The organism is Roseibium sp. FZY0029 (assembly GCF_036350355.1).
Lineage (GTDB): Bacteria > Pseudomonadota > Alphaproteobacteria > Rhizobiales > Stappiaceae > Roseibium.
Genome location: NZ_JAZDVZ010000005.1, coordinates 74,281 through 100,678, shown reverse-complemented (window position 1 = coordinate 100,678; position 26,398 = coordinate 74,281). Strand labels below are relative to the sequence as shown.

Here is a 26,398-nt window from a genome sequence, read left to right as displayed (position 1 = left end):
CACGGCAAACAAGCAAAAATTGTACAACCAGCATGTACATGCCTGGATTTGAACTTATGTGCAGAATCTGGTCAAGCTTGTCATGGTGACTGCAAGCCTCGCAGGACCTAATGTGCGTATCCGCGTAAAGATCGAGAAGAAAATTAATGGCAAAACTTACCCTTGAAAAACTCGAACGCCACCTGTTCGCAGCAGCCGACATTCTTCGCGGCAAGATGGATGCGTCGGAGTTCAAGGAGTATATTTTCGGGATCCTCTTCCTCAAGCGCTGCTCCGATGTGTTCGAACAGCAGCGAGACAGGATACTGAAGGAGCAACGAGGTCTTGGCCGATCAGAGCAGGAAGCCCTGCAACGGGCGGGTCATCCGTCCTCCTACACCAAGACCTTCTTCGTGCCTCCGGTCGCCCGTTGGGATCGTCTCCTGAATGACGTCCACACCAACGTCGCCAACGAATTGAACAAGGCCCTCGAGGGGCTTGAGAATGAGAACCACAACGCATTGCGGGGCGTGCTGGGGCACATCAATTTCGCCCGCAAGGTCGGCGAGTCGGAGATCCCGGACGAGAGGCTTCGCCGTCTCATCAGCCACTTCAACAAGTACCGTCTTCTCGATGAAGACTTCGAATTTCCCGACCTCCTCGGTGCAGCCTACGAATACCTGATCAGCGAATTCGCGGACTCCGCGGGCAAGAAGGCGGGTGAGTTCTATACGCCGCGGGGCGTCGTACAGTTGATGGTGCGCATCCTTGATCCGCAGGGCGGCACATCGCTCTACGATCCCACCTGTGGCAGCGGGGGCATGCTGAACCAAGGCTACGAATACGCTCTACAGCATGACAGCCGACGCCTGAGCCTCTATGGCCAGGAAGACAACGGCGCGGTTTGGGCCATCTGCCGGATGAACCTTCTGCTCCATGGCATCCCCGACGCCGACATCCGGAACGGCGACACGCTTGTCGATCCGAAGCATATCGAAGACGGCCGCCTCATGCGGTTCGACCGAGTGATCGCCAATCCTCCGTTCAGCCAGAACTACACGAAGCGCGGCATCCAGTTTGGCGACCGTTTCCGCTTTGGCTGGTGCCCCACGACGGGCAAAAAGGCCGACCTGATGTTCGCCCAGCACATGCTGGCCAGCCTGAAGCAGACCGGCAAGATGGCCGTGGTGATGCCGCACGGCGTGCTGTTCCGCGGCGGCGAAGAGAAGAAGATCCGGATCGCGCTGCTCAAGGAGGACTGCATTGAAGCGGTGATCGGCCTGCCGCAGAACCTCTTCTACGGAACGGGGATCCCAGCCTGCATCCTCGTGATGCGCCACCCAGGCGGGAAGCCGGACGCGCGCAAGGGCAAGGTGCTCTTTATCAACGCCGACAGGGAGTATCGCGAGGGGCGCGCGCAGAACTTCATCGACCCGGAGCACATCGAGAAGATCGTCAGCGCCTACGACACGTTCGCTGACGTGCCCGACTTCGCAGCGGTCATCGACAACACTGCCATCATCAAGAACGAAGCCGGCAACCTGAACATCCGGCGCTATGCCGACAGCAGCCCGCCGCCTGAGCCCCACGACGTGCGCGCCCACCTCCATGGCGGCGTGCCGAAGCGGGAGATCGAGACTGTCCGCCCGCACGCGCAGGCTCAGGGCTTCAACGTCGACACGCCGTTCGCCGACCGCGATGCGGACTACGCAGAGTTCGCGGATACCGTTAAGAAGCGTGCCGATATCAGGGTCCTCGTCGAGTCGGACGCTGGCGTCGCGACCCGACGGGACGAGATGGTCACGGCATTTGATGCCTGGTGGTCTTCGGCGCGGACCGGGTTGGCGGAGCTTCCCGAAAGCAAGCGCCTGATGCCGCTGCGCCGCGAGATGCTCGACAGCTTTGAGCCCGCCATGCTGCCGGTTGGCTGCCTCGACCGCTACGCGCTGATGGGCTCCATCGCAGGCTGGTGGGACGAAATCCGCTACGAGCTGCGCGTCATCGTCGAGAACGGGTTCGCCGAACTGGTCGATGGCTGGGTCGAGACGCTGCGCTCGGCGCTGGAGGATGAAGACGCGGACGACGACGAGGACAGCGACGCCAAGAAGACCGTGAAGGTTACGCTGGAGGAGCTGCTCGCCCATCCCTTCGTGCGCCATCGCATGGCGGACTACGTCACCGAACTGTCCGGCTCGCAGGCCGAGGTGGAGCGGATCAAGGCCGAGAAGGAAGCCTGGGAGACCGGCGACGGGGTCGAGGGCGCCGAGGACTGGCTGGACGGGGCCGAGGAAGGCAGCAACCTCGCCAAGGAACTGGAAAAGCGGCGCAAGGAACTGCGCGCCGAAATGAAAGACGACGACAAGCGCCGGAAGGAGCTGGTGAAGACCACGGGCACCGGCAAGCCGTCCAAGGGCTCCATCGACTGGATGCGCGCGCAGGGCATGGATGTGCAGGAGTTCGAGGCCGAACTGGCGGCCATCGAACGCCGTCTCGCACCGCTGGTCGACGAGGCCGCGACCATCGACGCCATGCTCGTCCCCTATGAGGCGATCAAGGAGGAATTAAAGGACGCGCGCGCCACCCTGCGGCGGCTCAAAGCGGCGTTCGTCGAGCGGCTGACGGCCGCAAGGGCCGAATTGAACGACGACGATTGCCGCGAACTGGTGCTGGGCATCGATCGCGAGCGGCTGCTTGACCGGCTTGAGCGCGCCCGGGTCCGCCGCGTCGGCGCGCTGGTGGCCGAGCTGGAGCGGCTTTGGGACAAGTATCGGGTCAGCCTGAAGAAGATCGAAGGGCACAGGGCCGACGCGACGACGCGGCTCGACGGCTACCTGAAGGAGCTCAGGTATGCCTGACAAAAGCACCACAAAGCCGCTGAGCAAATACTGTGATGCCAACATGCAGAGCCTGGGGCGGGAGACGCCGACCGAGTTCCGCTTTCGATACATCGACCTCAGCAGCGTAAACCAGGGCAAGATCGAATGGCAAAAGACCCGAGCACTCACTTACGCGGACAGCCCCAGCCGCGCGCGCCGTGTTGTGAAGCCTGGCGACGTGCTTTTTTCGACCGTTCGGCCTGGCTTGATGGGCCATGGAATGGTGCGCGAACCGTCCGAGCTTCCTTTGATTGCATCCACTGGTTTCGCTGTGCTCTCACCGAAGGAGGGCGCTGACGGCCGCTTTCTTTTCCACTCGTTTTTTCTTGACGAGTTCAAACGGCAAGTCGCGCAGTTCGAAGTCGGTTCGAATTATCCTGCCATCAACGAGTCCGATCTGCGTCGAGTGAGACTGGGAGAGGTAGACGGGCCAAGCCAGACCCTAATCGCCGACATCCTAGACGCCATCGACGATGCGACCCTCGAAACCGAAGCGGTGATCGAAAAGTTGCGCACCGTCCACATCGGCCTTATCGACGATCTGCTGACGTGTGGCCTCTCAGGAGACGGTTCACCCAGAGAACTCTACAGCCTCACGGAGACGGAAGTCGGCCCCCGGCCTGCATCATGGAAGGTCGCGAACCTCGGGCGCTTCGTCGTTGGCGCAGAATACGGGACCAACCTTTCATTGAGCGATAGCAGCGCCGGCATCCCCGTCCTTCGGATGAACAACATTCAGGACGGCGAGTTCGATCTCTCGGATCTAAAATACGCGCCCGCCCACGCTGTCGACCGCTTCCGGCTCCAGCGCAACGATGTTCTGTTCAACCGCACGAACAGCTGGGAGCACGTGGGCAAGGCAGCCATCTGGCGAAGGGACGAACCCGGTCCGGCCTTCGCATCATACTTGGTGCGGCTTCACTGCGGCGATGCCCTGCTGCCGGAGTTCCTTCATCTCTGGCTAAATTGGGCGCCGGTCCAGCGCGCCATTCGGCAGTTCGCCACGCCCGGCGTGCAGCAGGTGAACATCAATCCCACGAACCTTCGGCGCGCGCTGATCGCGGTGCCGGATACGCTCGATGAACAGCAAGCCATCATCGAACGCGTGAACGGCGTCGCTGCGGCCATCGAAGACCATCGCCGCGAGCGCACCAAGCTTTCGTCACTTCGCGAAGGTCTGCGCGATGACCTCCTCACTGGCCGCAAGCCCGTCATGGCCATACGGGAGGCTGCCGAATGAGCCAGCAGGACCGTCTGGACGAGTTGAACGTCGTCGAACGCCCGCTCCTGCGCCAGCTGGGCGTCATGGGCTGGACACATGTCGAGGGCGCTGACGAGGACCCCAGCACAGGTCGCAAAGACTACCACCTGCTCGGGCGCGACACCTACCAGCAGACGCTGCTGCACGACCGGCTAGAGGCCGCGCTGCGCCGGCTGAACCGAAACGACGATGGGTCAGAATGGCTGGACGAGCGCCGTGTTAGCCAGGCAATCTCCCAGCTCGAGCGACCGACCGCGCGGGACTTCATCGCGATCAACGAGGAGCTGCACGACAAGATCGTGCGGGGCGTCAACGTCTCAGGCTCCGATGGAGAGCACGAACGCCGCGTGCGCTTCATCGGCTTCGAGCCGGGCGACGAGAACGAGTTCGTCGCGGTCAACCAGTTCCGCGTGGACCCGCCCGGGGCCGTAGGCGACCGCGGGTTCATCGTGCCCGACGTCGTGCTGTTCGTGAACGGCCTGCCGCTGGTGGTGACCGAGGCAAAGAGCCCCGCCGTCACCGACCCCATCGCCACCGCCATCGACCAGATGCGCCGCTACGCCAACAGGCGCGTGCCCGAAAAGAACGAGGGCGCGGAGCGGCTGTTCTGGACGAACCACTTGCTGGTCGCCACCGACTACTACGACGCCCGCGTCGGCTCGGTCACCGCCCGGCCGGACGACTTCCTGCCGTGGCGCTCGGTCAAGCCGGTCGGCATCGAGCAGACACGCGCCGCCATGGACGAGGTTTGCGGTGAGCTTGGCAAGGCGCCGTGCACGGAACTGTTGATGCAGGAGGTTCTGGCGGCGGGCCTGCTGCGGCCTCAGTACCTCCTCGACGCGCTGCGCTCTTTCACAGTCTACATGACGACGGACGACGGCGTGCGCATCAAGGTGGTGCCACGCTACCAGCAGTTCCGTTCGGTGCACATCGCGTTGCAGCGCCTTCAGGAGGGCAAGACCCGGCGGCAGGATGGTATGAGCGACCGCCGGGGCGGCATCATCTGGCATACTCAGGGCTCGGGAAAAAGCCTGACTATGGTGTTCCTGGTCAGGAAGCTGCGGACAATCGCCGCACTTCGGAGGTTCAAGGTGGTCGTGGTCACCGACCGGACCGACCTCGAGGATCAACTATCAAAGACCGCGAAACTGGCCGGCCAGGTCATGCGGGTCGCGCGCAATGCCGATGGCGCGAAGACACATCTGGGCCGGCAGGAGCCAGACCTCGTGTTCGTGATGATCCAGAAGCTTCAAGAGCGGAACGGCGAAGGCGATGAACAGGAAATCGTGTTCGCGGCCGAGAACCACGAGCAGTCCGACGCCAAGGACGAGAACCGCCTTTTGGCCACGACCGACGAGCTGCGCTCCGGCAAACTGGTGGCGAAAATCGGCGAGCGAAAGGCGTTCCCCGTCCTGAACGAGAGCGAGGACGTCCTCGTCCTCATCGACGAGGCGCACCGTTCCCACACCAGCGGGCTCCACCAAAACTTGCTCGACGCTCTGCCGAACGCCGCGCGGATCGGATTCACCGGGACGCCTATCGAAGAGAAGAACAAGAAGAAGACGCGGGAAATCTTTGGCACCTACATCGATCGCTATCTCCTCCAGGACGCAGAGGCCGACGGCGCCATCGTGAAGATCCTGTACGAGGGACGGGAGCTAAGGGCCGATGTCACGGACAAGGGCACGCTGGACGGGCTGTTCGACACCACCTTTGCCGGAAAATTGGCCGACGAGCGGGAAGCCATCAAGGACCGCTATGCAACGCGCGCTCGCGTCCTCAACGCGGCTGATCCGCTGAAGGCCAAGGCGATCGATGTTCTCCGGCACTACATCATCAACATTCTCCCCAACGATCTGAAAGCGCAGCTCGTTGCGGCGAGCCGAGAGTTGGCAGTCAAATACGTCGACGCCCTGGATGACGCCCGCGAAGAGATCGTTGCCGCCATCGAGGGCGCTGCTGACATCCTGAAGGATATCGCCCCAGAAGACGCTCAGGAGGCTGGCGGCGACGTCGCGTTCCTCTCCACAGCGTTGCCCTATCTGGACACGATCAAGGCTCTCCAGTTCGCGGCAGTCATATCTATCGACCACAACGACCTGCCACACCTGAAGGCTTGGGGCGGCGTGGCGGAGACGAAGCAGCGCATCGAACGATTTAAGAAGCCTCTGTCCCAGGATGCTCTTGCGATCCTGGTGGTGAAAAGCAAGCTGCTCACTGGCTTTGACGCCAAGGTCGAACAGGCGATGTATCTTGATCGGGCCATATCAGGCGCCGAACTGCTGCAAGCCATCGCTCGCACCAACCGAACGGCGGGGGAAGCCAAACGCTTCGGAATCGTCGTGGACTACTATGGCGTCGGAAAGAACCTGGCGGACGCCTTGGCGATCTACGATGCGGAAGATCAGAGCGATCTAGCCGGTGGCATCGGCAAGCCCGAAGACCTCTTGCCAGAGCTGCGACAAGCCCGTGACGCGGTAGTCAAGCACTTCACCGATGTCGGAATAACACTCGGGTCCGACTTGCAAGCCTACGTCGACGCCTGCGTGGCCAAGCTGAAGGACCAGAAGTTCCGGGCTCAGTTTCTCGTTCTCGTCAAGCAACTGGTCAGCTTGTTCGATGCTCTCATGCCGCGCCCCGAGGCACGACCATTCACGCGTGACGTAAAGATTTTTGCGTTCATCGCCAAAGCTGCTGCCAACCTCTACCGAGATCGTTCGCTCGACGTCCGAGGGGTCGCCCACAAGGTTCAAGCCATGCTCGATGCCTTCATCGAGGCGCACGGCATCGACCCGAAGGTGCCTCCCATCGAGATCCTGGACCCGAACTTTGCCGCCGAGGTGGCACGGAAGCCGAGCGGGCGGGCGAAGGCGGCGGAAATGGAAAACGCTCTTCGCCACCACATTTCGATTTCCTTCGATAAAGACCCTGCGAAGTACAAGACGCTAAGCGATCGCCTTGAGGGCATCCTCACAAGCCACCATGAGGATTGGGATGAGATCGCCCGACAACTTCAGGCGCTGATCGATGACACTGTCGCTCGCTCCGGGGGCGGCTTCACGGTCCATGGTTTGGAACCTCACACGGAAGCTCCGATCTTCGGTGTCCTCCGCCTGCGCTATGGCAATGATGACCGAGATGCGGATTTGGCAGAGCTTTCGGCCAGGATCGTTCAGCACTTGCGAGAGGAAAGCGCTGTCTCAGGATTCTGGGATAATTCAGTAAGCCAGGAGGCAGCTAGGCGTTGGATTTTCCAACATCTCGACAACAGTAGCATCTTCGACTTCGGTGACCTGGACGCGATCTCCTCTGACTGCATGGGGGTCGCAAGAGCAAACCGGGCGGCATTCACGTCATGAGCGAAGCAATCCACATCGACGACCTCGTTTTTTCGGTGAAACGAAGCACGAGACGAAAAACGGTCGGCATTACGGTCGAACGAGACAAGCATCTCATCGCTCACCTCCCGCAAGAGGCCACGCTCGATGAGGCAGAAAACCTGATAGCCACGAAGTTGCTGTGGGTACATCAAAAACTCGCCGAGCAAGGTGGGAATGCACGAGACGAAGTTTTTCGACCCGCAGAGTTCGTAGACGGTGAAGGCTTCCATTTTCTTGGCAAGCACTATCGCCTCAAACTCGTTGATATTCCCAAGCACGCCACCGATATACCGAGCGTTCGGTTCGAGGGGGACCGACTCCTGCTGCGGCGAGAGCAATCTGTCGCAGGAGCGAAGAGGATTGCCGAGTATTACACAAGAGCTGCCCATCCCTACCTGAATGACGCCGTTCAAAGGTGGAAGAGGGTCGTCGGCGTAGAGCCTGCGCGATTTGTTCAGGTGATGGATCTCGGCTTCAGATGGGGTTCTTGCAGTGCCGATGGAACTCTGAACTTCCACTGGCGTATCATGCAGTTACCGCCACAAATGATAGACTACATCGTCGTTCACGAACTCGCACACATTAAGGTTCCAGACCACTCTGCAACATTCTGGAAGCACGTTGGTCTCGCCATCCCAGATTTCGACGCACGACGGAAATGGTTGCAGCAGAAGGGCGGCGAACTTTGATAGTTGAGATGGTTCGGTGGACATTGTTCACCGAGTGACGTGTCACGACAACGTGGCGTGACAGCTAAGAGGATAGAAATAGTTTTCATGAGGGTGAACCATCCGGCTTCCGCCCCCGGACTGAGCGAAGACGCGTTCGCAGCAATTCAACGTGCCGCTCCCGACATTCGCGCCATAGACATCCTCTCGGGGATCGGAACCCTATCCCGAGAGCAACTCAGCGGAATGATCGCGATGATCGAATCCGTCGACGGGTTGTCCCTGGCGGTCGGCGCCGTCGATGCCGTGCGCGACCGCATCGGTCTTGGTCGAGAGGAGACTGCGACGAGCCTGCAAGAGGCCCGGACTCGTCTTTTCAATTCTAGAATACCGGACGCCTCGTTGAGGTTTCGTCTTCTGGTGCGCATTTCCGAGGGCCTGGACCTTCCCTCGTCGCCACCCCTTTCCGTCAAATACGCAATCAAATCCGCATCCGCCATGGCGGTGCGAACGTCCGAACGCCTCAGCCCGGCGGTACGGCAGCGCCTTCACGCGGAAGCGAAACCGACGCGCGGCACGGACCTAAAATCGCGCATCGGCGGCGCCGCTTCCGACATCCGGAACTCTTTCGCGCGGATGGCGAGCCGCTCCGTTCCCATGCCGTTTCCAGAGATCGTCGCAGAGGAACTCCTGGCGTTCTTCGCAGATACCGAGATGGTCGAGTCCGTTGCTCGAAACGCGGACCCCGAAATCGCGAAGGCTTTGCGCAAGGGCCACGAAGCCGCAATTGCGGCCATGGCAGCCGGCGGCAGCTGGACCACATTCGCCCTCGTCGTCGCCAACGCCGGGTTCGCCCCTTACATTCTGGCGGCACAAGCGAGCGCCTTCATCCCTCTGGTCGGTGGGCCTGCCCTTGTTTCCCTGTTGGCCACCTTGATCAATCCGCTGACAGTCATGGTCGGCGTATCGGCCATCGCCTGGCTCGGCATGGGAAAGGGCGCGCAAATCGTACGCAGTCAGATCGCCTCGCGTTTAACGGTTCTCCTGTCCGCTTCCGGGTCGGGAAGTCGTGATGTTGGTCTGGAGACCTTCCTTTCCGACATGCGCGTTCTTGGAGGCCTTAACGACGGGGACGTCCTCTGGCTGCGGGAAAGGGACCTTCTCGCGCTCCGCAAGCGCACGGCCACACTGGACGGGTGGATGCGATCTCCGATACCGCGCGCCGCCATAGCGCCTCCGGGGCGCTGGAACGTCCGACCGTCCGGCACCGACGTCGCCGACGGCCTTCTTGTCTTCGGTCTTAGCGCCGGAGAGATGATCTGGCATTCGATGGCGATGGACCCCAAGGTCCTTCAGGCCGCCGACTTCTCCCGCAAGGCGGATCTCGCCGATCCTCTCGATTTCGCGGCGAGCGTCCATGAATTCACCAGCGTCGGCGCCGGGATCTCTTTGCGCGGATACACCGCCGAGCGTCTCGTATATGACCGCCTCGTTGCGGACGGACACGCAGTCTCCTTCCCGGCGGCCAGCAACCAACAAGGCTTCGATCTGCTGGTCGATGGGTCCGAGGTACAGGTGAAGTGCGGTAAGAGCCTTTCGATCCTGTCCGAGCACTTCGAGAAAAACCCCGACATTCCCGTGATCGCCAATGCGGCGCTTGTGGAGGCCGCACGGGCGCACGGAGAGCCATGGGCTCCCATGGTCACGACCCTTCCCGGTTTCGACCTCCCCACCGTAGAGGAGATGCTCTCGGAAACTCTTGGACACGCAGCCGATCTGGCGGACCCGGATATTCTGGAGTTCGCTCTGTCCATCGGTATACTGCGCGGCGGCCTCGAAGTCGCCCGGGGGCGCATTCCCATTGGGGATCTCCCGGCGTGGATGATGATCGACGGGGCCTCTCGCGGCCTGTTGGGAGCGGTCGGAACCAAGGCCGGTGCGTGGGTGGGGCTTGTCACCATCGGGGCGGCCGGAGCCATTGTTCTGGCCCCCGTGATCGGCAGCGCGGCCCTCATGGCCAATAGCTCGGTCAAGAACGCCGTCCAGTCCGGCCTCATGCGCGAATGGATCGCTAGAATGTCTGCCGCAGCGGAAGATCTCCACAACGACCTGATCGAAGCCTGTGACCGCCGCATTGCATGCCTGCAAGCCCGCAATCTCGATCTCGAAACAAACCTGGGCGGATCCGAACTTGAACGATGGGTGGCGATCCGCGCTTCGGACGATCTCGTCGCCGCGATGGAAGACCGCCTTCTGCTCGAGATCGGAGCACCGAAGACGGAAGCCAGATGCGCGGAACTCCTCATTCTGGCTGCGGACATCGCTCCAACGGATGCCTCGGCTCTCGCAAGCTCGCACCGGCTTCAAACCGTGCTTCTCGAGAAGCCCGGGCTGAACGAAGTCTTGATGAGGAATGGCGGCAGGAGCGTGAAGCGATTGACCATGAAAGCCTTCCGACGCTAGTTCACTACGAAATTTGCCACGGCAATGACCCTCGGTGTTTGGTAGGCAATTGGACATAAGCTGTAGGATGCCAACCCGATCTGTTTCAGCCTGCTCCCCTGATTGTCCGCTTGGCGGACCTCGGCATCGGGAACGGAGATCGGTCATTCGCGCACGTGTGCAGACGGCTATTTGTTCGCGCCATCTCTGGCGTCGATGAGCTTGCCGTCGTCGTTTAGCCCGACGCCGAGGCCCTTCCGCCGTCGCTCCTCGAAAAACGCTTCCTCATTCGGACCCGGCACCGCCATTTTGTCCGTCAACGTATCGAGCTTATTCTGGGGCTCGGGCAACCTTCCGGTATCACCGAGCTTCTCCATCGCTTTCCGAACGTCATCTCCGTCTTCGTTCATGTTCTAGATCTCACATGCTCGGTACTTGCGGCTGATAGCAACTCCGATTTCATCCAGAAGGACCTGACGTCAATATCTTGAGCAATCCGGTTCCAGCGATCGACTTATTTCCTTCGACTGCAAACGACCGCGGTGAAATCGCCGGCGGTGTTAAGGCGTCGGTCCCGCGGGTCGAAATCGCGGCAACAGGTTTGTGTCGATGACCTTAATTGGATCCCAATCGTGGTTTTCGAAGCCGTTGGGACTACGCTTGTCCTGATACCCGCGAGGATTCGCGACCACTCGGCATTGGCCGACTTCGAAATCATAACTCTCGTGCCCGTGCCCCGAGATCCAGAGATCTGGCCCGTCATCGCGAAGCATGATGTCGGACATGTCGGAGGCGTAAGCAGGTTTCAAGATGTCATCCATGTCATACCGGACGCCGCACATCGGATGCGGCATGTGATGCGTCACGAAGATCGTCGGACCGTCGTGCGGATACCAGTCCAGAGTTTCGGTGAACTCCCGTCTCGTGCTCTCGTGGAACTCAAGCGTGTCGGCCGGCGTCAGGGACTTGTACAAGCCGGTTGCAATGTGCCCGTAGTCGTTCATGTAGAAGTGCGCCTTCGTCATCCGGCTCTTCCTGTTCTGCTCTCCGTGAAGCAGAAAGTCGGTCCACATGGTAGCTCCGACGAAGCGGCAATCGCCGATGGTCACGGCGTCGTTCTCAAGGAAGTGGATGCCCTTCTCCCGGCCCAGAACCACTCTCAGGAGACTGAGCGAATTATAGATGTCGTTCTGGCCGTAGTGCTCATGGTTCCCGGCCACGACGACGATGGGTATGCCGGAAGCATCCCGCTGACGAAGAAGCCAATCGGGTACCCTCGGGCTCTTGTGCGTATCCCCAGCGACAACCATGACATCGGCGTCGACGGGCTTCTCCAGCACTGCGACCTCTTCCGGCGGGAAGCGCTCGAAATGGAGATCGGAAACGACCCAGACTTTCATGGAGCCAGTCTTCCCGACCGGAAGCGCGGAAGCATGTCGGTGTCGATCACGAGATCCGGCTGCCAGATTTCGTTTTCCGGTTTTCCGGTCCATCGGCAGACATATCCGTAGGGATTCCCGATCAGCTTGGTTCTGCCTTCGGTGAATGCGTGTCCGTCATGCGTGTGACCCGAGATCCAAAGATCCGGAGCGTTGTCGCCGTGCATTAGGTCACGGCAATCGGATGCGAATGCCGCGTCCAGGAGCGTTCTCCCGTGCTTTTCATGACAGCATTCCGGGTGTGGCGCATGGTGAGTCACGACGACGGTCGGGCCGTCGAAGTTCTCGGCCAGGACATCGGAGATATACGCCTTGCTTTCGGCGTGCATAACGACCATCTCGTCCGCAAGGTCATCGATCACGTTCGGATCCGAGTACCGCCATACCTGAACGAAGTCGTTCATCTTGGCCCGAGCCAATTCCCTCGCCGCAATCGCGTGCTCTTCGCCGAGGAGTTTGAAGTCCGTCCAGAGCGTCGCTCCGATGAAGCGGGTGCCGCCGAGGGCAACGGTATCGTTCTCGAGAAAGTGCAGTCGCGGATTGTCGATCGCACGAAGGCGCCCCAAACCCTCTTCGATTCCGATGCCGTAAAATTCATGGTTTCCAGCCACCATGACGACATCCATACCGACGATCTCGATCAGCTCGTTGATGTAGTCCTTTGTGGCGTGGGCGTTGTGAAAATCCCCCGCAATGATCATGACGTCGGCATTCGGCACATCTTCCGGTGACGGCAGGGAGAAAGCCTGCATCTCATAGTGCAAATCGCTGACGATCCAGATCTTCATGATTTCGTACCGGGTCGATAGCCGACTTCGATCGTGAAGTTGGGATCGAACGCCGCAGCCCTCTTCGTGGGATCCTCTACGAACGCGTATCCTCGCGCATTGCTGACGACACGAGTGCGGCTGTTGGGGATCTGGTAGTCCCGGCTGTCGTGGATGTGGCCATGACACCAAAGGTCAGGTGCTGTCTCAGCCTCGAGGATCGACGACAAATTGGACGCGTAGCACCACGCAAGATCGACCAGGTTGGGATTGTCACCCCATAGGCTTTCAGGATGCGGAGCGTGATGGGTCAGCACGACGGTTTCGCCGTTGAAAGGCTCGGCAAGCGCGCTTTCGATGAAACTGCGAGAGACGACGTGGGCATCCGCGATGTGCTGCGCCCGGATCCGCTTCCGCTTCCCGGGCTTCGTCGTGGATTCGCGCTTGATGTTCTTGTAATCGTTCATCCCGTTCTTGCCTTCGGCCTGCGCCATCTTCGAATGCTTCGTGCCCAGGCCAACGGTGGCCATGTCGGTCCAGAGAGTGGCGCCGATGAAACGGATCCCGTGGTTGGGGCATTCAAGAACGCGGTCGTGCAGGAGATGAATGCCGAGCTTGTCGGCAAGTTCCAGTCCGGCGTCGATCTGCTCAAGCATGGTGAAGCCAGCCTCGTGCTTCCCGGGATTGCTGTAGAAATCGTGGTTGCCCGGCACATATAGAACGGTCTCGCCCGGGAACCTGTCGGCGATCCATTCGAGCGAACGCGTCAGCGGGACGTCTAAGTCACCAACGATGGCAAGCACATCGAAGTCGGAATTCATTTCGACATCCGGATCGAATTTTGTCAGCGGATGCTTACCGTAACGAGGATCGCGAACAAACTCTTGGTGGAGGTCCGAGAGGACGCGAAGACGAGGCATGACTTGGGAACTTTCGTTGTTTATGAGGTCTCTCAGACCCGACGTCGATGTCGCAATCGTTTGGATTGAGGACATCACTCGGAGAACAACGCCGTATTTTGCACTTCGATTTCACGACGCATTTTCGGAGGTCGTGGTATCATGCACAGATCCGCCATGAAGCGGTTTTTCCGGCCATTCCGGTGTGATCCCTCTCCTTGCCCCCAATCGGCACAGAGCCAGTTGCTTCATTTCGGCGTCTTGGCTGTCGAGCGCATCTTCGATCAGAAACACTTCGTACGCTGCCGAACTGAAACTATCTACGGCTTCGACTAGGCATCGTTCAAGAAATTGCATGTTTTCACCGAAGCTACACGCGATCTCCGCAGCATCTGTCTTGTTGCAGCCTTCAATGACCTTGGAAAAAACGCGTGATAGCAAATGTAAACTGTCCATAACACTGGCAAACCCGTCGACCTCAAGATCTGGATCTTTTTCATGACGGGAGCAATATACGTCGAGGCGTCGCTTGAAGTCTTCAAAGTTGCTACTGAGCGCGAAATTGGTCGAACTTGCTGAAACAAGATAGTCTTTACAAATCTTTATCAACTCGTCATTTCCAGACGGCGCGTTTGACAGCAGATCAGTTTCCGAGACAAAAAACGGGTCTATTTCCCACAAATGATTGCAATAACTAATTAGATCCTCCCTCAGACTATTCTTGTAGAATGGAAACCCAAGCTCAAGTTCCACGGTGGCAGGGATTCGTCGGCCAGTGCGAATATGGGTCATCGAACGGAGCGCGCTCTGAACGATGGAATGTTTTTGCGCGACGTCGAGCGTTTCAAAACTGTACTTCATTTGCCATCCTTTTCGCCACACCGTGCGGTTCTGGCGAATCCTTCACGATGTTGAAACAAAAGACTTTTTCGGCTGACCGGCTATTCCAGCGGGCCAAGAATCACCGAATGATGGAAACTTGGCACATTTCCTCCAACGGCGACGCCCCCCAAATTGCACAGAGGCCTCCGAACCGAAGATTGATGGCGTCGCTCAGGGATTCGTTTCCAAGAGGAAGCGGACTGAGAGTGGATTTCTTTGAGCAAGAGATTGCCGTTTCCGTCGCTCAAGGCACGGTGACTTCACGATCTCGCGAAACCTTGTGGGTAGGCAGTCAAACGAAAGCGCACCTGTTAGGACTGTCCGTTTGAAGACTCGGACGCGTACTCATAAACGGCACAGTCCGCTTTCAGCCGACTTCCGGTCACTTCTCTGTCCGTGACCATTCTCACGTTGGAAGAATTGGAAATTTCGGCCCTTAACAACCTGTCATGAGCGTTATGTCGAACGTCCGCTTGTCACGATGACGCATTCTGTTTTTCGGTCTCGCCCCGCAGAATTTCCACAGCTTCGCGGTAGCCCTCCGCTTCCAGCCAGGTCGGCCTATCGACGTCTATGTGATGCCAAATTTCAAGGTCATGTGCCGTGCGGATTCCGCAGCGCACGTTCTCAAGAAAGTAGCGCTCATAGCCGCCATCCTGACCGAGCCAAGCACAGGCGACGGAATGCGCTCCGGGTGGAGTGGCCTCTGGTTTGGTGGCGGTAGCCAATATGATGTCCATATCCGCTGGAATGCCGTCGGTTGTCTCCGGCCACGCAATATCAAGTCCGCCGTCAGCGTTGACGACTGACAGCCCTTCCGCTCTGACCTTCCGGAAATGATCGCGCCAGGCTGGCGCCAGTTTTTCGTCTGCTTCACCGTTTCGAAGCAGCGCACCGACGCAGCCCCACCCGCTTCCGATCGCATCCGCCCCTGCCTTGGGAGCTTCCGCTTTCCAAAGGGCCGCGGTTTCGGCTCTCAGATCATCAATCGTCTCAATCTCGCGCTGACAAGGCACAAGAACCGCCCTGCCGGACGCGTCGCTTGGGCGAAAAGTCATCGTATACGTTCCACCACGCGAATCCGACTTGCGGCCGTAGTATATAGGTGCGGTGACTGAGATGCTTGAACTGGTGTCCAAGCGCCGTCTCCGCCATTCGTCCCGGCCGTTGTCATCGTCCCAGTAAAGCGAGCCTATGATCAGGATACCACATTTCATAAGAGCAACTCAGTTTACGGTCACGGTAGAGCTGCTATTGGCAGCCCGCTTTGCACCAACTGTTAAACAAGCGGAAAAGGGATAGCAAACGCCACATTGAGCTAGACGGACGTTCATTCTTTGCGCCCCGTTTTATTGCGTTATGATCAGGCAGTGTTGGTCACCAGAAGAAGCTCCATTCAACACGAGCCGAGAGCTTCTTTTCGGGCGCTGACAGCTGGTGCCCCGCTTGGCCGTTGCAGATCGGGAAGGCGCCGTGTTTTTCTAGGAAATCGCTCAAGAAGAAACTCTCGACGTCAAACAGGTTATCGTTACCGTAGTTGCGCAAGACTTCAGATGAGTAGGTAGTGAATTTCACTTCGTGGTTTTTGGCGTAATTCGAAATCCCCAAATTACCCGACTGCCCTGTGAGGTGCCCCCGCAGGCGCATCGCAATACTGTTCTGCTTTGACTCGCTCATCCCGATATAAATTAGGCCCGAGGGGTGAAACGGGTAGGCAATGCGCAGGTCGGTCAGGAAGATGAAGTAGATGCCCGCCATGCCCTGAACGAACTTGACCTCTTGCTCGCGCAAATTGTACGTTCTTGTAAAAACAATATTCATACACAAAACCTTAGCGGAGCCGTTGATCGATGCCCATTCAGAAAATCCAGTCCGCCGGCTTGGTGCTGGACACCTTCATGGGCGAACAAGCGCAAGATGCAAGCCTTGACCAGGTCACCATCGCCGTCATTGCCAGTTTGCGCGGCGATGACAAGCTCACCCGCACCAACCTTCTGCGCAAGCTCGACGAGGCCCGCAAGGCGGCAATCAACGACGGCGATATGCAAGGCAAAGGCGGGTCATGACCAAACTGCGCAAGCTCTCCGTCTCGGGATTTCGCGGCGCGCGCTTCGCGCTACCGCTGGATTTTACGAACAAGAGCAGAAGTCTTGCAATCTTCGGCGAAAACGCCGCCGGGAAGAGCACCATCACCGACGCGCTGGAGTGGTTTTTGACCGACCGTGTCGGCCATCTCTGGCGGGAAGACTGCAAACAGGAGGCCTTGCGACACGTCCTGATCGCGGAAGGCGATGACAGCACGGTCGCGGTGGAATTCATCGGAGATAGTCTCACAGGCGTAAAGCGCCTCTCTTCCGCCCTCAGAACAAGCACCGACTTGGCCAACGACAACACTCGCGCCGTTGTCGAAGGGCTTCAGGACGACCGCATCATTCTGCGTCACGCTGACATTGTCGCCTTCCTCGACCAGCAAAAAGGCGCAAAACGAAAGGCAATCGCCGATATCATCGGCTATGAAGAGATCAACAAATTCCGGGATGCCATCCAGGGCACGCTGAATGCGCTCAAACGCGAGCCAGCCTACACCGGAGCAAAGTCGCATTCCGTGACTCTGGAAGGCGACATGGTCCGTGACGTCGGTCAGATCGTGCCGGATCGGCAAGCATTCTTGACCATAGCGCAAAACATCGTCGCACCTTTCGCACTCGGCATTGAAATCACGGATGAGGCCACCTTCGCAGAAGTCGTGAAAGCGCTAAACGGCCTCGGCAACAGTGAAGAGAAAATCAAAAAAGCGCAGCGCCTGGATCAACTCGCCAAGACGTGTACAGCCCTGGTCGCTGAGATCACCACCTTCGCTCCACACGCCGAAGCCTTCGTCACCAGTTACAATGCACTCGCCAAGGAGCGCGAAAGCGTAAACCAGCTCCGGCTGAGTGATTTTCTGAACAAAGGGCACGCTGTCATTGAGTCCGAAGACTATGTCGATGATGCCTGTCCATTCTGTTTGAGCGCTTACGAGCTCGGTCTCTTGCAGGGCGAAGTCGCCAGACGCATCGAAAGCATGAGCGCAATTCAGGAGCGTCTCGACAACGTCAAGGACCAGAAGGACGCAGTGCTACAGGCCATCCTCTCCATCGGGATCCAGGCCAAGGCCATTGGTGAGACATACACCGACCTCACAGGCTTCGATGACTTGATGGCCGCAACCGCGACAGCGCGGAAGGTATTGCGGGCGGCGCATCTAGGCATAACCGCGGCCTTTGAAGGCCTCACGGTCTTCGAAGCCCCCGATGGCTTCGAACATGACGTTGCGCGTCTCCAACATTGCTGTGAAACAGGCGCCGCCAAAGCGGAGGAAGAGGCGGGCAAACTCGGGCTGAGCGAGCAGGAACAACAAATCGCTACCGCTCTATCGTCTCTCAGGACGTTGGAAGGTCAAGTCCGGGATTATGAACGCGCACAGCGCGTCATCGATGCCCATGAAGCGCAGATACTGACGCTGGATGCGATCTTCGAGCGTTTCGTCACGGTCCAGAATGCGGCCCTTCAATCGGTTCTTGATACGATCAGTGCAGATGTAGGGAAATTCTATGCCAAGCTCCATCCCGATGAGAGCGTCGACAATGTTCGCCTCACGATGGTGGGCGAGGAAGGGGTCGAGTTTCAGTATGCCTTCCATGGACAGGAGGTTCAGCCGCCCAGGAAATATTTGAGCGAAAGCCATCTGAATTCGCTGGGCGTGGTGCTGTTCCTCGCCAATGCTCGCATCTTCAACAAGCAAGCGAGGTTTCTGGTGCTCGATGACATCGTCACCAGCTTCGACACCTCACATCGCCGCCGATTGTTGCGTCTGCTGCGCGACGAGTTTTCCGACTGGCAGATGATTATTCTGACGCACGAGAGTGTGTGGTTCGAGATAATCAAGAAGGAGATGGCCCAGCATGGCTGGAAGTTTCACGAAGTCCGTACGGACGGGCCCAACGGCATTGTGTTGGACGACTCCCCCGCCAGCCTCAAGGAGATCATCGCTCAGAAGAAGGGCAAGGATGACGTCACCAACGATCTGCGCAAGCTTCTGGAGATGGTGCTCAAGGAAATCTGCGCATCACTGGAGGTGAAGGTCGCCTTTCGTTTCAACGAGTGGAATGAAAAGCGCATGGCCGATGAATTGATAAGCCAGCTTCGGTCTACGCTTGGCAACAAGTCTCCCGATCTCAAAAACAACGATGTGTTCTCTGATCTCGCAGGGTCTGCGCTCGTGGCCAATCTTGTCTCGCACGACAATACAGACAAGATCGTGGGCAAAGATATCGATGTGCTTCTGGAGGACATTGAAAAGCTCGTTTCACTGTTTTCTTGTCCCGAGTGCGACCGCTACATTTCTGCAAGGATTGAAGTGCCCGGCGCGAAAGCGATCTCCTGTAAATGCGGAAAAACGCAAATCCCCTGGAAATAGGGTTTAGACCTAGTTTTTTCCGAAAAACGCCTCGGTACGCTCTCAAAAAGCGAGTTGTGACGTTTCCAATCTTTTCTGAGTCACGGAGCCGAACGTCGTCCAGCGGACAGTCCGACTGAAAGACCAGCGTCTTTGCTCCCTGATTGCCCACTTAGAGTGCGAGCGCTGACTGATGATTGCGGCAGCGTAGCGACTGTGGTTTTTTGTCAAACCCATCATTGCTGTTAGCTGTTGCATCATCCCTACTGCCGAGGAAGTCGCTGTCCATGTCTCTTCAATTCGACCCGAGTACGGGCAAGATCACTTACAGAGGCAAGGAAGTGGGCGAGCATATCTTCAAGGACGGCCGCTCCTCGGTCCGCCTAACAATAGAATATGAAGCAGGCGACGATTGGGTTGTTCCACTAAGTTGGTTCGCCCACGGACTTTCTCAACTTGCTGAGAACCAACCCGCCCCAATATTGCTCACTGTTGAGACCTCCGGCGACAGCATAGCGGAGGAGTACGATGTCGTCCGCTTCCTTACCGAAAAGCAAGTGAGGCGCGGAAACTATATCTGGCTCTTCCACAAGTCAGATGCCGACGATTGGCCGTCACTTCTGCATGGGCATGACTACGACAAAGGGCTGAAACTGGATGCCATCACGGGTGATGTTTACGATGTGGGGACACGGCAGAAGTGCAAAACTCTGAACAAGAAAGACTTGGAGGCTGTACAAGCCGAACTGCGGCAGTCCAAAGACTTTAAGGATAGGGTCGAAAGTTTGATCGACAAAAAGCGTTCCTAATAGGAGTGGGCAGCGAAGGTCTATAGTGTCTCTCCCGCATCCGGATATAAGCCCTACGCCAATACCTATGAGGCAAAAACGGTCGCTTATGTTCCCCCTAGCATTCCTTCGAAACATGAGAACGTGAGTATGTAAAGAAACCCAGGGCAAAACCCACAAGGTATTGGTACGTTTGGGTCCGGATACTTCGTTTGCCTTGACGGCGCGGTGCGTACTCTCCAGTGACCGCCATCTGCGCATCTCCGCCGTTCGTCCCGGTCGCAGTGAAGGTCGGCTCTCCGCTAATCTCGTTTCTGAAGTTCAACGCCTTTGGTTTCGTTCTGCAAGTTTAGATCAATGGGAGCAGTCGATATCCACCAACTTCGGCTCACTCCGCGGAGCCTGCGCAAAGGCACAAGATCTAGCCATTTCGGAATGAGGCCAGAACAGACCGGCGCCAAACAAATCTTAGGCATGAGCGTTTCAGGTCACTCAACGAGAATACTTCGGACCTTTTTGCAGCATGTCCACAAAAAATTTCAGCGTTTGAAATAGTTTACTAAAAAACGTAAACTTTCGGCTGGCCATGGACAGCGCTTTGGCGGTTTTGTTTACAAAATATCCATATGGACCAAAGCCAATGTTGCTGAAACGCTCGGGTTTCTTTGCTCACAACAAACAGTTTACAATTTTGACCGTCCTACAATGTTCATGACAATCAACGGATCTCCGGTGAAGAGGCGACCTAGGTTTGTCTCCAAGGCGACTTCTGCGTCTCCAGCGCGACTTAAGGTCCGTCTCTATAGGCTGAGAGGAAGGAATTCGGGCGCTTCGGCGCCCGAATGCGTGACGAAGCTACGAAATGTCACGTGTTTCAAATGGTATATTCGTTGCTAAGTCTTAGCCTAAAATGACAGCCATTCTCGCTCTGCGTCAGGATAGATTGCCCATCCGACACTCAAAGGCAGCTCACTTGCCATAAGAGTGCCGAAAACGCGGCAGTCGCGATTTAAGAAAAGAACCCGCCCATCAGAGACGATCGGGCGAGTTTGTCTGTTCATCCAGGCCGACCACATGAGCCCTTGGTAGCAGCAATGTTTTCGTGCTTCTTCTGTCACTGGGCGTACTCGCGCATCACTCCACCTTGACAAAAAGGTGGCAAATTTCCACCGTCGTTCTCTAATGGAGGCATCAGCGATGGCCGAGTCTGTTAAATTTGCCGACGACACGTTCGTTAATGATGCACGTCTAATGTCCGAGCTCCAGAGCCGATCGCTCGCTGGTCAGATCATGCACTGGGCGCGGATCGGTCGCGCCATCGAACGCTCCGGCAATTTCGACCACGCCAAGATTTCGAAGGTGCTCGCGGGCGAGATGGAGACCAGCGCCCTCACCGCAGAGGAAAAAGCGGTCTGGTCGGAGCGGTTCCTGGAAGAGATGTCGGAACCTGGCCCCGATGAGGAAGCCTTCTTTGCCGAGCTGCGCAAGAGCGGAAATGCCTTCGACGCTGAATGATTCCGACAACATCGCTCGCGTGGACGTTCAATCCGAAAGATGAATCCGGCACTAATCCTGCTTGCCGGACCGATTGGCGCGGACAAGTCAAACCTGTACCGAAATGAACTTTACTAAATTATGTTCCGCGAAGGCGCTCAAGCGCGAACCAGGGCCTGCAACCTTGCGATGCAGGAAAATTTGATATTGCTCGTTAACCCTCTGACGGCATAATGATATTGGTCCTCACGCTGATACAAATTCAGTAATCTAAAATTGCAAAGCGGAGAAACTTCAAACTTGACAGACACAGTGTCTCCCCCGTCCGTTGATATCAAGACTTTTGCAACGCGCGCTAGAACGATTGATCATCTCGGCCGCGAACAGATTGCTGATTGCCCGACTGCCATTTCTGAGCTTTGGAAGAACGCTTGGGATGCCTACGCCCGTAACGTCAGGCTCAGGATATTCGACGAAGAAACCCCAGTCGCTGTACTTACCGACGACGGACATGGCATGAGCCAAACTGATCTTTTTGAACGTTGGCTAATAATCGGTACAGAAAGCAAAATTTCAGATCTCCGCCCTACATCGGCTCAAGATCGGCAAGGATTGAAAGTTCGCGCACGCCAAGGACAAAAAGGTATCGGGCGTCTCTCTAGCGCTAAATTGGGTTCGGTATTGCTGCTCATCACGAAGTACCGAAATGATCCGTATGTCGTCGCCCTTATTGACTGGAGAATGTTTGAAAATCCTTTCCTCAATTTGTCTGATGTCGCTATTGCTGCGGGCACTTTTGAGAACAAAAATGAGATTTTTTTGTCTTTGCCAGCCTTTGCAGAGACGCTGACAAATAGCGTTATGGACAGAGAGGGAGAGCCAAATTCTATTCGACAAGAATGGAAACGCTACGATGAAACGTGGTCGAATGAATTGCCGATACGCACCAGCCTCCCACCCTCTAAAAAAATAATCCAAAGCATGAAGAGGCTCCCCTTTAGATCCGACCATTTATCGGATTGGGAAGGCCCGGGCACTGCCATGCTGGTATTTGAACTTGATGACACTCTGCGAGCTCTACCATCCAGAGGAGACTCGAGTATGGTCAACGACGAGATAAGCGACCGTTTCGAAAAAACCCTCTCCAATTTCGTCGATCCCTATGCTGCCGGGATTGAACAACCAAAATTTTCTTATCGTGCAGATGTTCGCACGACTGAAGAAAATGGCGCACAGACTAGGGTTATAGTCGGAGCGGAAAAAACTATCGACAGAACCCAAGTTAAGGAGATGGAACATCAATTAGAAGGCACCGTCGGAGAGGACGGCATCTTCCGTGGCCGAATTAAAGCGTTTGGGAATTGGATTGAAGGCAGCGTTGAGTTTGAACTGCCAAGAGAACTTTCCATGCCAGATCGCGCCAATGCGCGTGTGGGATCGTTCGAAATCTTCATTGCCTCAATGGAGTTCGAATTGGACAACTCAACACATCCGAGAAGCGAACACTCGCGCTACAAGGACTTGGCGGAACATTACTCGGGACTGATGATTTACCGAGACGGCCTTCGCGTTCTTCCGTATGGCCGACCGGACAATGACTTCTTCGAAATCGAATACAAAAGAAGCAAGAATGCAGGTCGTTATTTTTGGAACCACCGCCAGATGTTTGGCAGAATTGCGCTCAAGCGCGAAGCTAATCCAAACTTGAAAGACAAGGCTGGGCGGGAAGGTTTCATAGACAACACAGCGGCCAAAACATTTCGTGCGCTGGTGGGGAATATCCTCGACCTTTCCGCACGCCGATATTTTGGGTCTGCTTCCGATATAAGAAAACCCAGAATTACAGAAATTAACGCTAAGAATCGCGCAGGTAAGGCGGAAGAGGAAGCAAAAAAACTACGTGAAAGAGAGCGCAAACAGTTCCAAAGAGAACTGGAAATAGCCGAAACACGACTCCCGGAGCTACACGAACAGATTGTAAAAGAACTTGGCGCGCTAACCATCACACGTGACGCCGACGTTTCAAGGTTGGCCTCTAACTTGTCTCGGTGGAGAAACGTAATTGCGGAGACTCCCTTGCGGCCCCAACCTTCTGGTACGGCAAGATTAAAGCCGCGCTACTTAGCGGCTCAAGCTCATGTCGACGAAGTCTCTGAAGCGATATCTAAATACGAAGTCAAACTACGTCAGGAAGTCGCAAGGTACAGCGCGGCAAAGCCAGAACAAATACTAGCCGATCAGATCAAAGACTCTCTGTCGGCTGTGCGTGATCAGATTGAAAAATACCAAACCCAAATCGAAGACCTTCAGCGGGAGCAATACGACGAGGTCCGACTGTTGGCGAGCCAACGGGTGATTGACTTCAAACAAGAAGCGGAGGCCATTCAAGCACGATTCTCTTCAGGCCGTTCCGATTTCAGTGAGGTCTTCGAAACACTCGCTTCGCTACAAAACGATTGGATGGATGAGAACCGAAGTTTTTTCGGATTATATGTTTCAGCGCTCGAAACTGTGCGCGAACAAATTGATCTGGAGACTCTCGCGAGCGTTCAAGTACAAGATCTAAGGGAAGCAGCAGTAGAACTCGACCGCTTGACTGCTCTAGCCCAACTGGGCATCGCCGTGGAGATTGCTGCACATGATCTTGCCGACTTCGACGAAATGGCGACCACAGGCTTAAACGCATTGCCAAAAGAAATGCGGGATAGTGAGGCTGTGCGAGACATCAGACTTGGCCTAGAAGGCTTGACCGACCAGCTCCGCTTCCTTTCACCACTTCGTTTATCCGGTGACAAGATTCAACGCTGGATCGAAGGTGCAGAAATCGAAAATTTCGTGGAACGTTTTTTTGCACCAACCCTCACCAGGGCGGGAATAAATTTCGAAACAACAACTGCGTTTCGAGAGTTTCGTCTTTATGAACGGCCAGCGAGAGTTTTTCCGGTCTTCGTGAACTTGATAAACAACAGCATCTATTGGGTCGGCACAATGCCCAGATCCACCAGACACATTATCCTCGATGTTGTCGGCGAAGAAATTGTTGTTTCCGATAGTGGGCCAGGAGTTGCCGAAGAAGATATCGATCAGATCTTCAAGTTGTTCTTCACTCGGAAGCAGCGCTCCGGCCGTGGCGTGGGTCTCTACCTCGTAAGAGCCAACTTGTCAGCAGGTGGTCACACGATTCGCTACAAGACCAAAGACGACGATGTACCACTTTCAGGGGCCGCATTCTTGATCAAATTTCAAGGAGTCGATTTTAAAGAAATGGCTGCGGAATGACTGAACATACTTATCAAGACCTCATCGTCGAAGCATTCATAGATCCAATTCGATCCGTATTAATTGTCGACGACGACTATCCGACTTTAAATGAAATCTTGCTTAACCCTGAAGAGCAGAAAGTATTTCACGATCACAAGACTTGGAATAAGTCTCAGGAAAACCGAGACAAGGTTCGAGCGGTTATTGAAGAGTTTCGTCGCCCGGGAGCTCCTTATCTATTGGACATTCACGATGGGTTCTATCCAAGCGACGATACTGACGAAGACAAAGTCGGCACCCTGCAACAGACAGATCTGTTGATATTGGATTACCAACTTGACAAGAAGAAAGCAGGTGACGGCACAAAAGCTGTTAGAATGGCTCGAGAAGCTCTTACAAACAAGCACTTTAACTTAATTCTAGTACACACGCAGGAAAAATTAGACCGTGTATTCCCAGAATTCATTGTCGGTCTACTAAAACCCTGCTTCAGCATCGACAGTAACCTAGAAGTTTGCGCACAGTTACAATCTTTTCTTGATCTACATGAAGATGCTTTGTTGGCATCCATCAGCGACGCTCAATATGTATCCGCAAGAGAATTTTTCAAAAGCAATTTCGAAGAATTATTACGCTGTGTTCACAAAAGAACTCCTCCTTGGGGTGATCTGAAGCCTTTATTTGCATCGGGAAACTTGCATCCGAGCAAATGGAGAGATGCTATATGGCATGCGCTTGAGACATTTGAAGTCGAAAACTCTGACCGCTTTTCACAAAAGGACATCGAAGTCCTAAACTGGCAAGAAACGCCTGAGATGTTCATTAGATCACGAAGAGGTTTCGTTGCCTTTAAGTCCAAAGAAACCGGACAGGAACTCATGCCAAAGGTTCGCGAGGCACTCTTTGCTTGGAACCCACGCCCATCTCGACTGGTATTGACAAAATTAAGGGCCGAAATGAACGAACGGGGAATTGAAGTTCAGGACGAAGCTCTAGGTGAAACCGATGTCGCTGCTGTATGGTATTGGCGCTTGCTCGAAGCTGATGATCGTAACCTCAACACCATAGTGGACAGGACGGTGCGCAATCACGCGGAGCAATTGCTTGATCAACTCCTACCCAGTGTAAGTGAGTTTGCCAAAAAAATTAGACAAGTTGATTCTAACACCGACCCAATAGAAGCGGCGGGAACCCGTTTCAATCTGGATCTATCTGATGAAAAAATAAAAGCTCATGCAAAAGTTGGTCACAACGCATTTGTTGGAAGCAAACCAGTAAATAGTGCCCATTTAGAACTAGGTCACATACTCCAAATTGGGGAAGATTACTGGGTTTGTCTCACGCCTGCATGTGACATGGTTCCCAAACGGCACCGCGGGAAACCATACGACAGGATAGAAGGAGTAAAACGATTCACAGCGTTGAAACTCCTACCTCGCAATACTGAGGAAGCTCTGGCCGCTGCAACAAGAGGAGGACAAGTATTCGCAAATATTTTTGACGAAAAAGGTAAAACAACTCGTCGGTCATTCTCCGTAGCCCCTAACCTTGGTGCTTCTCCTACCTGGATGACGATGTACGTCCAAGCAGACGGCTTTCTTTCACATTCCTCTGGCGCGGTTTGCCACGTTAGTTTTGTAGCTGATCCAAGCTCAGTAGAGGGCCCGACGACACCAATTGTAAAACATGCGGAAGCAAGAGTTTGCGGCATGTTGAGGTACGAATATGCCTTAGAAACTCAATCAAAATTTATAACATCGCAATCAAGAATAGGGTTGGATTTCGAGGGCGAAGACATCGATACCACTGAAGGAGGCAACTAAA

General features: G+C 56.0%; 18 protein-coding genes. 11 read left to right on the top strand and 7 right to left on the bottom strand.

What is annotated here, in order from left to right; all coding sequences use genetic code 11:
* The first annotated feature begins 146 nt into the window (after window positions 1-146).
* The 5 genes from V1T76_RS15335 (at window position 147) to V1T76_RS15315 (ending at window position 10,627) form a co-directional block, all read left to right on the top strand.
* A complete protein-coding gene (locus tag V1T76_RS15335) occupies window positions 147-2,834 on the top strand; it encodes an N-6 DNA methylase (RefSeq protein WP_330561548.1) in 2,688 nt (895 codons plus the stop codon).
* Entirely contained in the window at window positions 2,827-4,095 is a 1,269-nt protein-coding gene (locus tag V1T76_RS15330; protein ID WP_330561547.1) for a restriction endonuclease subunit S, read from the top strand. The genes V1T76_RS15335 and V1T76_RS15330 overlap by 8 nt, the downstream gene beginning before the upstream one ends.
* Window positions 4,092-7,475: a type I restriction endonuclease subunit R gene (locus tag V1T76_RS15325; protein ID WP_330561546.1), complete on the top strand. Its 3,384-nt coding sequence runs from the start codon at window positions 4,092-4,094 to the stop codon at window positions 7,473-7,475. The genes V1T76_RS15330 and V1T76_RS15325 overlap by 4 nt, the downstream gene beginning before the upstream one ends.
* Window positions 7,472-8,185: a M48 family metallopeptidase gene (locus V1T76_RS15320; RefSeq protein WP_330561545.1), complete on the top strand. Its 714-nt coding sequence runs from the start codon at window positions 7,472-7,474 to the stop codon at window positions 8,183-8,185. The genes V1T76_RS15325 and V1T76_RS15320 overlap by 4 nt, the downstream gene beginning before the upstream one ends.
* An 87-nt stretch (window positions 8,186-8,272) precedes the next feature.
* Entirely contained in the window at window positions 8,273-10,627 is a 2,355-nt protein-coding gene (locus tag V1T76_RS15315) for a hypothetical protein (RefSeq protein WP_330561544.1), read from the top strand.
* Window positions 10,628-10,794: 167 nt separating this feature from the next.
* Here V1T76_RS15315 and V1T76_RS15310 read toward each other — a convergent pair whose 3' ends face one another.
* The 7 genes from V1T76_RS15310 to V1T76_RS15280 form a co-directional block, all read right to left on the bottom strand.
* Window positions 10,795-11,016 (bottom strand): hypothetical protein, encoded by a 222-nt coding sequence (locus V1T76_RS15310; protein ID WP_330561543.1) that lies wholly within the window; start codon window positions 11,014-11,016, stop codon window positions 10,795-10,797.
* Between the two features lie 150 nt (window positions 11,017-11,166).
* On the bottom strand, window positions 11,167-12,006 hold the full coding sequence (locus V1T76_RS15305) for a metallophosphoesterase (protein WP_330561542.1): 840 nt from the start codon (window positions 12,004-12,006) through the stop codon (window positions 11,167-11,169).
* Window positions 12,003-12,833 carry a metallophosphoesterase gene (locus V1T76_RS15300; protein WP_330561541.1) on the bottom strand — a complete coding sequence of 277 codons (831 nt, stop codon included), beginning with the start codon at window positions 12,831-12,833 and terminating at the stop codon, window positions 12,003-12,005. Before V1T76_RS15300 ends, V1T76_RS15305 begins: the two co-directional genes overlap by 4 nt.
* Entirely contained in the window at window positions 12,830-13,732 is a 903-nt protein-coding gene (locus tag V1T76_RS15295) for a metallophosphoesterase (RefSeq protein WP_330561540.1), read from the bottom strand. Before V1T76_RS15295 ends, V1T76_RS15300 begins: the two co-directional genes overlap by 4 nt.
* Window positions 13,733-13,843: 111 nt before the next feature.
* Entirely contained in the window at window positions 13,844-14,572 is a 729-nt protein-coding gene (locus V1T76_RS15290) for a hypothetical protein (protein ID WP_330561539.1), read from the bottom strand.
* A gap of 497 nt (window positions 14,573-15,069) precedes the next feature.
* Entirely contained in the window at window positions 15,070-15,651 is a 582-nt protein-coding gene (locus V1T76_RS15285; protein ID WP_330561538.1) for a hypothetical protein, read from the bottom strand.
* Between the two features lie 319 nt (window positions 15,652-15,970).
* Entirely contained in the window at window positions 15,971-16,414 is a 444-nt protein-coding gene (locus V1T76_RS15280) for a hypothetical protein (RefSeq protein WP_330561537.1), read from the bottom strand.
* Between the two features lie 29 nt (window positions 16,415-16,443).
* Here V1T76_RS15280 and V1T76_RS15275 point away from each other — a divergent pair, with 29 nt between their 5' ends.
* The 6 genes from V1T76_RS15275 to V1T76_RS15250 all read left to right on the top strand — a co-directional run bounded on the left by V1T76_RS15275 (window position 16,444) and on the right by V1T76_RS15250 (window position 26,397).
* Window positions 16,444-16,659 carry a hypothetical protein gene (locus V1T76_RS15275; RefSeq protein WP_330561536.1) on the top strand — a complete coding sequence of 72 codons (216 nt, stop codon included), beginning with the start codon at window positions 16,444-16,446 and terminating at the stop codon, window positions 16,657-16,659.
* A complete protein-coding gene (locus V1T76_RS15270; RefSeq protein ID WP_330561535.1) occupies window positions 16,656-19,052 on the top strand; it encodes an AAA family ATPase in 2,397 nt (798 codons plus the stop codon). Before V1T76_RS15275 ends, V1T76_RS15270 begins: the two co-directional genes overlap by 4 nt.
* Window positions 19,053-19,318: 266 nt before the next feature.
* On the top strand, window positions 19,319-19,840 hold the full coding sequence (locus V1T76_RS15265; protein ID WP_330561534.1) for a hypothetical protein: 522 nt from the start codon (window positions 19,319-19,321) through the stop codon (window positions 19,838-19,840).
* A 1,176-nt stretch (window positions 19,841-21,016) separates the two neighbouring features.
* Window positions 21,017-21,334 (top strand): TA system antitoxin ParD family protein, encoded by a 318-nt coding sequence (locus V1T76_RS15260; protein ID WP_330561533.1) that lies wholly within the window; start codon window positions 21,017-21,019, stop codon window positions 21,332-21,334.
* A gap of 279 nt (window positions 21,335-21,613) precedes the next feature.
* A complete protein-coding gene (locus V1T76_RS15255; RefSeq protein ID WP_330561532.1) occupies window positions 21,614-24,592 on the top strand; it encodes an ATP-binding protein in 2,979 nt (992 codons plus the stop codon).
* Complete coding sequence (locus V1T76_RS15250; protein ID WP_330561531.1) at window positions 24,589-26,397, top strand: response regulator receiver domain; 1,809 nt, start codon at window positions 24,589-24,591, stop codon at window positions 26,395-26,397. The genes V1T76_RS15255 and V1T76_RS15250 overlap by 4 nt, the downstream gene beginning before the upstream one ends.
* Window position 26,398 lies beyond the last annotated feature (1 nt).

What these genes read in the sequence shown, in the direction of transcription:
- V1T76_RS15335 (WP_330561548.1), top strand. Translation starts at nt 147, where the DNA reads ATGGCAAAACTTACCCTTGAAAAACTCGAACGCCACCTGTTCGCAGCA.
- V1T76_RS15330 (WP_330561547.1), top strand. Translation starts at nt 2,827, where the DNA reads ATGCCTGACAAAAGCACCACAAAGCCGCTGAGCAAATACTGTGATGCC.
- V1T76_RS15325 (WP_330561546.1), top strand. Translation starts at nt 4,092, where the DNA reads ATGAGCCAGCAGGACCGTCTGGACGAGTTGAACGTCGTCGAACGCCCG.
- V1T76_RS15320 (WP_330561545.1), top strand. Translation starts at nt 7,472, where the DNA reads ATGAGCGAAGCAATCCACATCGACGACCTCGTTTTTTCGGTGAAACGA.
- V1T76_RS15315 (WP_330561544.1), top strand. Translation starts at nt 8,273, where the DNA reads ATGAGGGTGAACCATCCGGCTTCCGCCCCCGGACTGAGCGAAGACGCG.
- V1T76_RS15310 (WP_330561543.1), bottom strand. Translation starts at nt 11,016, where the DNA reads ATGAACGAAGACGGAGATGACGTTCGGAAAGCGATGGAGAAGCTCGGT.
- V1T76_RS15305 (WP_330561542.1), bottom strand. Translation starts at nt 12,006, where the DNA reads ATGAAAGTCTGGGTCGTTTCCGATCTCCATTTCGAGCGCTTCCCGCCG.
- V1T76_RS15300 (WP_330561541.1), bottom strand. Translation starts at nt 12,833, where the DNA reads ATGAAGATCTGGATCGTCAGCGATTTGCACTATGAGATGCAGGCTTTC.
- V1T76_RS15295 (WP_330561540.1), bottom strand. Translation starts at nt 13,732, where the DNA reads ATGCCTCGTCTTCGCGTCCTCTCGGACCTCCACCAAGAGTTTGTTCGC.
- V1T76_RS15290 (WP_330561539.1), bottom strand. Translation starts at nt 14,572, where the DNA reads ATGAAGTACAGTTTTGAAACGCTCGACGTCGCGCAAAAACATTCCATC.
- V1T76_RS15285 (WP_330561538.1), bottom strand. Translation starts at nt 15,651, where the DNA reads ATGACTTTTCGCCCAAGCGACGCGTCCGGCAGGGCGGTTCTTGTGCCT.
- V1T76_RS15280 (WP_330561537.1), bottom strand. Translation starts at nt 16,414, where the DNA reads ATGAATATTGTTTTTACAAGAACGTACAATTTGCGCGAGCAAGAGGTC.
- V1T76_RS15275 (WP_330561536.1), top strand. Translation starts at nt 16,444, where the DNA reads ATGCCCATTCAGAAAATCCAGTCCGCCGGCTTGGTGCTGGACACCTTC.
- V1T76_RS15270 (WP_330561535.1), top strand. Translation starts at nt 16,656, where the DNA reads ATGACCAAACTGCGCAAGCTCTCCGTCTCGGGATTTCGCGGCGCGCGC.
- V1T76_RS15265 (WP_330561534.1), top strand. Translation starts at nt 19,319, where the DNA reads ATGTCTCTTCAATTCGACCCGAGTACGGGCAAGATCACTTACAGAGGC.
- V1T76_RS15260 (WP_330561533.1), top strand. Translation starts at nt 21,017, where the DNA reads ATGGCCGAGTCTGTTAAATTTGCCGACGACACGTTCGTTAATGATGCA.
- V1T76_RS15250 (WP_330561531.1), top strand. Translation starts at nt 24,589, where the DNA reads ATGACTGAACATACTTATCAAGACCTCATCGTCGAAGCATTCATAGAT.